This window comes from Rhizobium sp. CSW-27 (assembly GCF_018760785.1).
Classification (GTDB): domain Bacteria; phylum Pseudomonadota; class Alphaproteobacteria; order Rhizobiales; family Rhizobiaceae; genus Neorhizobium.
In genome coordinates this window covers 1-1,413 of record NZ_JAHHZO010000057.1, presented here as the reverse complement: position 1 = coordinate 1,413, position 1,413 = coordinate 1, and the positions used below count along the sequence as shown (strand labels likewise).

Sequence of the window (1,413 nt, the reverse complement as noted above, 5' to 3'; positions counted from 1 at the left end):
AACAGGGAAGAAGTGTTAAAAGAACAAGAGAGCCCAAACAATTGTAACTTGTCGAGTAGAGTAAAAAGTAATCTAGATGATAGAATAGAAGAATCCCCGAGAAAAGGGTTTTGGAGTCTTTTGTTTGGTAACTAATTGTAAATAAAAAGCATGGCAAGTTCATGAACTTGCCATGCTTTTTATTGTGGATTAAACTTCTGATAATCATTGGTGGTTCTGTTGCAAAGTAAAAAAATATAGCTAACCACTAATTTATCATGTCAGTGTTCGTTTAACTTGCTAGCATGATGCTAATTTCGTGGCATGGGGAAAATCCGTAGATCTGAAGAGACCTGCGGTTCTTTTTATATAGAGCGTAAATACATTCAATACCTTTTAAAGTATTCTTTGCCGTATTGATACTTTGATATCTTGTCTTTCTTACTTTAATATGACGGTGATCTTGCTCAATGAGGTTATTCAGATATTTCGATGTACAATGACAGTCAGGTTTAAGTTTAAAAGCTTTAATTATTTTAGCCATTGCTGCCTTCGTTGAAGGTGCCTGATCTGTAACTACCTTTTGAGGCTTACCAAATTGTTTAATGAGACGTTTGATAAACGCATATGCTGAATGATTATCTCGTTGCTTACGCAACCAAATATCTAATGTATGTCCCTCTGTATCAATGGCACGATATAAATAGCTCCATTTTCCTTTTATTTTGATGTACGTCTCATCAATACGCCATTTGTAATAAGCTTTTTTATGCTTTTTCTTCCAAATTTGATATAAAATTGGGGCATATTCTTGAACCCAACGGTAGACCGTTGAATGATGAACGTTTACACCACGTTCCCTTAATATTTCAGATATATCACGATAACTCAATGCATATCTTAGATAGTAGCCAACGGCTACAGTGATAACATCCTTGTTAAATTGTTTATATCTGAAATAGTTCATACAGAAGACTCCTTTTTGTTAAAATTATATTATAAATTCAACTTTGCAACAGAACCCATCAAGATATATATTTGGGTGAGCGATTCCTTAAACGAAATTGAGATTAAGGAGTCGATTTTTTATGTATAAAAACAATCATGCAAATCATTCAAATCATTTGGAAAATCACGATTTAGACAATTTTTCTAAAACCGGCTACTCTAATAGCCGGTTGGACGCACATACTGTGTGCATATCTGATCCAAAATTAAGTTTTGATGCAATGACGATCGTTGGAAATCTCAACCGAGACAACGCTCAAGCCCTTTCTAAATTTATGAGTGTAGAGCCCCAAATAAGACTTTGGGATATTCTTCAAACAAAGTTTAAAGCTAAAGCACTTCAAGAAAAAGTTTATATTGAATATGACAAAGTGAAAGCAGATAGTTGGGACAGACGTAATATGCGTATTGAATTTAATCCAAACA

General features: G+C 33.9%; 2 protein-coding genes. One reads left to right on the top strand and one right to left on the bottom strand.

The genetic code is table 11. The features are described 5' to 3' along the window. Positions 1-271 precede the first annotated feature (271 nt). Positions 272-946 (bottom strand): IS6 family transposase, encoded by a 675-nt coding sequence (locus tag KLP42_RS27490; RefSeq protein ID WP_001590017.1) that lies wholly within the window; start codon positions 944-946, stop codon positions 272-274. A gap of 121 nt (positions 947-1,067) precedes the next feature. On the opposite strand from KLP42_RS27490, the gene KLP42_RS27485 reads away from it, so the two are divergent. After that, positions 1,068-1,413: hypothetical protein (locus KLP42_RS27485; protein ID WP_502941356.1), on the top strand; the 346-nt coding region annotated here is incomplete at its 3' end.